3 protein-coding genes, 1 tRNA gene and 1 pseudogene are annotated in these 7991 nt (G+C 46.0%); 4 read left to right on the forward strand and 1 reads right to left on the reverse strand.

Annotated features, from left to right (window positions below):
- The first annotated feature begins 359 nt into the window (after window positions 1-359).
- From ACE1CM_RS23000 to ACE1CM_RS23010, 3 genes are all read left to right on the forward strand, one after another.
- Window positions 360-1214 (forward strand): hypothetical protein, encoded by an 855-nt coding sequence (locus ACE1CM_RS23000; RefSeq protein ID WP_374880722.1) that lies wholly within the window; start codon window positions 360-362, stop codon window positions 1212-1214.
- A gap of 408 nt (window positions 1215-1622) precedes the next feature.
- Window positions 1623-3674, forward strand: coding sequence for a GAF domain-containing protein (locus ACE1CM_RS23005; RefSeq protein ID WP_374880724.1), 2052 nt, complete (start codon window positions 1623-1625; stop codon window positions 3672-3674).
- A gap of 426 nt (window positions 3675-4100) precedes the next feature.
- Window positions 4101-5789, forward strand: a complete 1689-nt coding sequence (locus tag ACE1CM_RS23010; protein WP_374880726.1) for an ABC1 kinase family protein — start codon at window positions 4101-4103, stop codon at window positions 5787-5789.
- A gap of 73 nt (window positions 5790-5862) precedes the next feature.
- On the opposite strand, the gene ACE1CM_RS23015 is transcribed toward ACE1CM_RS23010, so the two are convergent.
- Window positions 5863-5935, reverse strand: a tRNA-Glu gene (locus ACE1CM_RS23015).
- A 705-nt stretch (window positions 5936-6640) separates the two neighbouring features.
- Here ACE1CM_RS23015 and iscB point away from each other — a divergent pair.
- Window positions 6641-7807 (forward strand): annotated as a pseudogene (iscB, locus tag ACE1CM_RS23020) (RNA-guided endonuclease IscB); the annotation flags it as partial.
- Between the last annotated feature and the right edge of the window lie 184 nt (window positions 7808-7991).

Genomic DNA, 7991 nt, shown 5'->3' on the forward strand with positions numbered 1-7991 from the left:
AACGTTGTCAAACGCCTCTGGAGATATCGACCTCTGTATTGGTGAGGAAACTCCTCAATGTAAGTCGAGTCGTGGAAAGAGGAGAGCCAGCAAGAAGTGATTCTTGGAATCACCGTCCCTTCAGGGCGGTGAGGATGTCAATTCAATAGTTATCCTGTGGGCAGCGCGCGATCGCAGGATGTCAAGATGCTGGTACGATCTAAAAAATTATCGGCGTTGTACCCTTGCTGCGCTTGAGCGCACGAGGGTTAGAGCGCTCTCACCTCAGCTTAGAGTCTCGTGAATGGTCAACGGATAGTTTAAATTAAATGTTTAGGCAAAACTTCGGGATCATTTGTCAAGCGACTTCTTAACCCAAAATGGTAGATCCGAGAAACGACCTCACCAAACAGGCTCGATCGGGTAGCATAACCGCGATTATCCAACTTCTGAATGAAGACCTGGCTTCCATTGGTGTCAGAGCCAGAGCCGTGCGCGATTCGGACCTGTTGCAACTTCTCTGCGAGGCTGAAACCGTCGAGCAGCTCGAACAATCCACTTTGGTGGAGCGAATCCGGCAGATTTTGGAGTTTATTGGGCCGCGCGATATCCGTCGCGTCAAAATTAACAGTCGCCTTGTCCGAGAACAGCAGTTACTCTGGTTGCAAGAAATTAACCGCGAAAGAGAAAATCAGCTGCTTTGGTTTGAAGAAATTAAATTGGCAAGGCGCAAGAATTTCATGGGTCTGGTAGCCGAGCTGAGGGAGCGTCAAACCAGGTCGATGAAGCCATCCCTACCCAAACCTTCTGCCTCCCCCATTGTACGGCATCGACGCCAATTGAGGCGAGGCATGATGGCTGGGGTCGTCATGAGCATATCGCTGCTGCTGGTTGGCTGGGGTTTCTATAAGTGGTTTGGCCCAAAACAGGCAGATTCAACGCCAGTCACTGCCAATTCCTTCATCGATGCCTCTCTCCAAACGAGTCAAACCGACTCCGCCAGTGACCCCTTTGTTGCCGCCGTGCGAATGGCCGAGCAAGCTTCCGCAGAGGGCAGAACCGCCCAAACCCCAGCGCAGTGGTTAGAGATAGCAACTCGTTGGCAAAAGGCTTCAGATCTCATGGCTCTTGTGCCTTTCGAGGATAAGCGCTACCAGACTGCTCAAAACCGCAAAGTACTGTATCGTAAAAATAGCGAAGCAGCTCTGCAAGAAGTAGAAAGAAGGCGATCCTAGTTTTAATTTGGTCAAAATCCATAGCTAAAATATCAGTTTTGAGCTTCAAAGCATTCAAGTTCAAGGTTGAGCGCGAGGCACCCCCTAGAGGGACAAGGTTGGCTCGCGCGATTTGTGTAATTGCCCTGAGAAGCGGGGATCTGTGACAAATTGATGCTTAAAAACAAAAAATTATTAAAGCAGCCAATCGTAGAGAAATCACTGATGTAGAGCCGTTTGGAAAAGGATAATCTAGTGCAAAAGCCAGGTCGGCTCTGGTTAAGTGGCGACCCTTGCAATTAACGTCAGCTCCCTGCCTGCTAAAAATCTAACCTCCTGCATCAATGCGATGTAGCTGGCACGACCAAAACAAGTTTCGCCGGTGGCTGAGTGCGGAAATTTAAATATAATCAAAGGGCTTTAAAGGTCATGGTAAATTCGCAGGAGAAGACAAAGGCGACAGGCAAAAAGAGTCGCGCTATCAACCCAGCAGAAATAGAGTCGTTCGCTTCCCCCAGGAACAGCTGTTTTGAACCCGTTCTGAGGCCGGAATCTGTCTACCGACTTATGCAGCAGGAGAGCGATTATTTCGATTTAGGGCGAAAAATTACGCAGAAAATGGTCAATAGCCCCGATCCGGAAGCGGTTTTGTTAGAACTACCCGGTGCCATCGCTGACGGTTTTGGGGTGGAATACTGCCTAATTGCTCTGATTGCTAGCGATGCAGTCACGGTGGAGAAGGCATATTGGTATCCCGGCAATCCCGTTGCAACGCAACAGGACCGCTTAAATCCTGGACTGTCCAATCTGGTTAAAGCAACGATGCTGGCAAGGAAAAATCCCTTGGCGATCGCTGATACAGGCGCAGTTGAAATCGGTCAATCATCGCTAAGTAAGCTCGAAGACAAGCCTTTTGGTGCTGTTTTGGGGACAACAACGCAATTTCAAGGTCAGGTTAATGGGGTAATCCTCTTGATGCGTACGCGCCCCTACAATTGGACTTTACAGCAAAAAGAACAACTACTAGCCTTATCAGACTCGATAGCAATGGCCATTTCGCAAGCTCAACTCCACAGACAGGTTCGTACCTCACTCCAGCACCAGAATCTGCTCAACAACCTGACGATGGCTATCCGTAGTTCTACGGATCTGGATCGGATTCTCAACTTGGCCATTGATGGCACAGCGCGCACGCTTGAGGTGGATCGAGGTCTAATCTTACTATTGAAGTACACAGACTCCCAGTTGAAAAGTAATTCCCAGGGGCGCCCTCCCAGGGCTAAAGTCACAGTTGCTTGTGAATGGTCTGCTTTTGACCAATCAGAGCAAAATCAAAATGTTGGAACCTTGTTAAACCAATCGTTTTGGTTAGCCGAATGCGCTCTATGCCAGCAGACTTTCAACAACTCGCCCGCGCTAACGGTCATTGCTGACAAGCCAGATTTTAAGGATCAGCCTCAGGCTGGCATTGCCCCCATTTTCGCTCAAAATGTTATGCCATCCCTGCTGCTGGTTCCCTTGGAAAGTAAAGACACCGTGCTGGGGTTCTTGGTGCTACAGCAAAGTCAGCCCCGCATCTGGTTAAAAGAGGAATTAGAGCTGGTGGAATTAGTCAGTGCCCAGCTGAGTATCGCTATCCTTGGGTTCCAAATGCAGCGGCAAATTTTAGCCCTGGTGGAAGAACGCACGACACACCTCAAATCGAATTTGGTAGTTCAGGCTAAGTGGTACGAAAAAACCCGCCAACAGCTCGAACAACAGCGGCAGTTAAACGAGATGAAGGATGAATTCATCGACACGGTGAGTCACGAGTTAAAAACACCGCTGACCAAGATGAGACTGGCGATCCAGAATTTACGTCGTCCCGGATTGCCGTCAGATAAACAGGCTCGGTATCTGGATATTTTAGAACAGCAGTGCAATCAAGAAATTGATTTGATTAACGACTTGCTGACGATTCAGCAACTGGAGTCTAAGAAAGTCCAGCTTCAGGTGCAAAGGGTAGACCTGAAGTATCTGATTGCAGATCTAGCCCAGTCTTTTGAGGCAACTTGGGCAGATAAGGGGTTAACCTTGGCTGTGGAGTTACCTGCAAACCCGCTGATGCTTCAGACCGATCTAAACAGTCTTAGCCGCATCCTCCAAGAACTGTTGACCAATGCTGGCAAGTATTGCGATCCAGACACTACAGTCAATCTCAACGTCGCTTGCCCAGTTGATGGACAAAGTCCTCAAATTGTTGTATCCGTCTCTAATATCGGGGCGGGCATCTCACCGGCAGAGCAAACTCAGATTTTTGATAAGTTTCATCGCGGTCGGGGCGTTACCGAGAAAGCGATCGCTGGCACTGGTTTAGGGCTAGCTCTGGTTAAGAGTCTCGTACAGCACTTAAATGGTACCATTGCCGTTTCCAGTTGCCCGTCCCAGCAATATCAGGATGCTTGGGAAACCTGCTTTACCCTCAGCCTGCCTCAGATGTAATATTATGAATTGTCTGTAATTATTTCATCGGTTGTAACAGAAAAAAGACACTAGCCCACAGACCAAACATCTTTTAAGTGGGATCTTGGCACCTCGCCCTCTTGAGATGTCTTATAATAAGACGCTGGCGGCAATGCACTCTGTTTAATTGGAGCAACATATTTAGGCTTGCTTATGAGTCGAGCTTGTATATATCAAAAGACGCTTGAAACATCAGCCAAAATCTGAAACATAGGTTTTTGTGGCAGCAAGCGGGTTCAAGCGTGGACTTTTAACCAAGATGCTTGCTCCAGACGGTCTGTCGGCGTCATAATTAGTTTGCTAGTTTTGGCTGACTCAGAATCTATGAGGCAATAATTTCCCGACATCGACGGCGGGAGATTGTCAAAAACTACTATTGGGAGTAGTGCTGGTGCATAACCTTAAATGACGAATCGGATGCTCAAATCTGCTGCGACGCCTAAATCACTCCGTTGGCAAAGGTCTAAATATTCCCTGCTAGCACGTCAGATAGACATTTTTGGGGCGGCAGCAACTTTAGCTTTCTATTTGTGGTGGGATGCGACATTTCCCAATGATTCTGCACTGCATAAGCGCAGTCGGGCAAGGTGGTTAGCCAGCACGCTGTTAGATTTAGGGCCGACTTTTATTAAAATTGGTCAGGCACTGTCTACTCGCGCCGATCTATTACCTTTGGAGTACGTGCAAGCATTGGCGCAATTGCAGGATCGGGTGCCTGAATTTAGTACACCCCTGGCGATCTCTCTGATTGAATCTGAACTGGGCAAGTCTATTCATGTTTTATATCGAGATTTCGATCCCATCCCCCTCGCTGCTGCCAGCTTAGGGCAGGTTCATAAGGCAAGGTTGCATACAGGGGAAGATGTAGTCGTAAAAGTGCAGCGTCCCGGATTAGAAAAGTTATTTAACTTAGATTTTAAAATTTTATTCAGATTAGTACGTTTTTGTCAGCGGTATTTGCCTTGGACAAGAAAGTACGACTTAGAAGCTATTTATGATGAGTTTTTTAGTATCTTATATCAAGAAATAGACTATATACAAGAAGGGAAAAATGCCGACCGCTTCCGCGAGAATTTTAGCAACCATAGTCGCATTATTATCCCTCAAGTATATTGGCAATACACCACTACAAAAGTGCTGACAATGGAATATGTACCTGGAATTAAAATTGACGACTGCAAAACCTTGCAAACCTGTGGCTTAGATTCAAAAAAGATTGCTCAGCTTGGTATTTGTGCGTATTTAAAGCAATTATTACAGGATGGATTCTTTCATACCGACCCCCATCCAGGAAATATGGCAGTCAGTCAAGAAGGTAGCCTAATCTTTTATGATTTCGGCATGATGGCTGAGGTAAATTCCCTGTCTAAAGAGCAGATGGTTAAAACTTTTTTTGCCGTATTAAGGAAGGATACCAATCAGGTCGTAGATACTTTAATCGATATGGGTTTAATTGAGCCAGTCGCAGATATGACGCCGGTGCGACGGCTAATAACATTTCTTTTAGATAAGTTTACCGAAAAACCCGTCGATATTAATGCTTTTGGTGAAATTAAGAATGAACTCTATGCCATGTTCGAGCAGCAACCGTTTCGCTTACCAGCACAAATGACATTCATTTTGAAGTCATTGACAACCCTCGATGGCATTGCTCGTACCCTAGACCCAGAATACAATCTGGTAGTAGCCGCTCAGCCTTTTGTGAAAAGCATTACAGTCTCTGGAGGGCAGGGAAATGCAGTTAGGGAACTAGCCAAACAAGCAAGGGATTTTATTAAGTATAAGTTGCAGCAGCCCTCTGCCGCTGAAGTGTTAATCCGACGCTTAGAAGAACGCATCGAACGGGGTGAACTGCAAGTGCGGGTGCGATCGATGGAAAGCGATCGCGCTCTCAAACGCATTCATCTAGCCCTTAAAAGCCTGGTTTATGCTTGTTTGAGTGGATTTACCTTCCTAGCAGGTGCAGTGCTGCTGCTAGGTCCCTATAGTAGCTGGGCGATCGCCGCTTTTATCTTATCAGGGTTATGGTTCTTAATTTTGCTCCGCTCTTTTATCGATTTAGCTATTAAGGAAAAAGTTGATAAGCTGACCTAATAATAAACTTTGCTGTGTTAAATAATTGATTTAACACAGCTTTATAGACTCAAAATTCTTTACTTTTTTTAAGTACCCCCAGGGGAATTCGAATCCCCGTTACCTCCGTGAAAGGGAGGTGTCCTAGGCCTCTAGACGATGGGGGCTTGTTTATTTCGCCTTTATTATAATAACCAAGGTCACTGCCTTTGTCAACACCTAGATCGAATAATTTTAGCTGCGCTGCTGCCAACGAACCCATATTGCCACCGTCAGTAGAGCCAAAAATCACCGTTCGATGGGGGTTTTGGGCATTTTTCCCTCTAGCTGGAACGGAGGTTTAGATTTTTATAGCATCAAAGCTGTCAATAAACTGAAATGTCTTCGAGGGTTAAGAGAGCCAAAACGTTGATAAATAACGGGTTCAGCACGGTTGTCGCCCCCTCTTGGCGCCAGACCCTGAAGGCGGAAAAAAAATAGTTAAAACCCTTACGCATTAAGGGTTTTAACTATTTTTGTCGCCCCCTGAATGAAAAACCTGATTTAGGCTGTACCAAGTACAACAGAAAAATGTCAGCACCCCGCCTAAAGATGCGGGGCATCAGGCCCTAGATTTTAGATAGCTGACCAGCTTAAGTCCCGGTAACGGGGAAACGAAGTTTAGGGGAAGCGTTCTGTGAACCTACCAGGAGATGCGTTGCTAGTCTCCTGACGGCAGTCGCTCATGGGGGTTTCCCCCAAGACCGCGCTGCCTCCTCTAGAACCGAAAAGTTAAACAGTTTTACTCGGGGTAAGACAGTGCTTTTTGGATAGTTACCGGCGCTAAACAAAAGCGCGCGCAAACTTAACGGGAAACCAGTAGAGACAAAACAATGTCCTTTTCAAACTATGTCTTGGTTATGAATGCCAACAAAAAACCACTATCACCAAGTCGTCCAGTGATAGCCAGGAAATTATTGCAGGCCAAGAAAGCAGCAGTTTTCCGGTTATTTCCTGACACAATCATCCTGAAAAAGTTAGTAACATCGGAGCCAGAACCAATCGCGCTCAAGATAGATCCTGGTGACAAAATAACTGGAATCGCCTTAGTTCAGGGCAACAAAGTCTTATTTGCTGCGGAATTAACCCATAGAGGGCAAGCGATTAAGCTCAGCCTCCAATCCCGTCGCTCTGTACGTAGATCGCGGCGAAATCGCAAGAAGCGCTATAGAAAAGCGAGGTTTTTAAACCGTAAGAAGCCAGATGGTTGGTTGGCTCCATCATTGCAACACCCTTGTACAAACAACTATGACTTGGGTTAACAGATTGATTAAACTTGCACCCGTTAAATCCCTCGCTCAAGAGCTGGTCAGATTTGACTTGCAGCAGATGGAAAACCCTGAAATCTCAGGTGTAGAGTATCAGCAAGGTACGCTGTACGGATACGAAGTGCGCGAATACCTGCTCAACAAATGGGGAAGAAAATGTGCTTATTGCAATGGGGGAAATATGCCATTACAACATATTTATCCTAAAGCCAAAGGTGGGACGGAGCGAATTTCTAATCTTTGCCTTGCCTGTTACAAATACAATCAGAAAAAAGGAGCTAAAAGTATTGAGGAGTTTCTAGGGAAAAAGCCAGATGTACTCAAACGAATCTTAGCGCGGGCATTGCGTCCTCTCAAAGATGCTGCGGCAGTTAATTCAACTAGATGGGCGTTATTTAATCAACTCAAGCAGACGGGGTTAATTGTTGTTACTGGTTCGGGCGGCTTGACTAAGTTTAATCGGAATCGGTTAAATTTACCCAAGTACTGGTTAGATGCTGCTGGCGTTGGTCAAATCCAGTCATTGGATTTATTTACAAATCAGCCTTTATTGATTAAGGCAACTGGACAAGGAACCCGCCAAATGTGTCGGACAGATAAATTTGGTTTTCCATCGCGATACGTTCCTAGAAACAAATTCGGTCATTGCGGTTTCAAACTGGAGACATTGTGAAAGCAGTTGTCTTGTCAGGAAAGAAAGTTGGACAATATTTGGGTCGTGTAGCTGTCAGGTAGTTAAGCTCTCGACTTTTTTTGAGATAGTACAAGGAATTAGCGGGACTTAAACAAATTTCAAGCCCAAATATAGCCCAAACTAGCTTTGTAAGCGAAGAATACGTCCCTATTGTGGTTCAACCACTCGATAAAACGAAAAGACATCGCTGTACGAAATGCTTCTAAGGCTTCAGTAAAGGTG

Source organism: Microseira sp. BLCC-F43 (assembly GCF_041929235.1).
Lineage (GTDB): Bacteria > Cyanobacteriota > Cyanobacteriia > Cyanobacteriales > Aerosakkonemataceae > Microseira.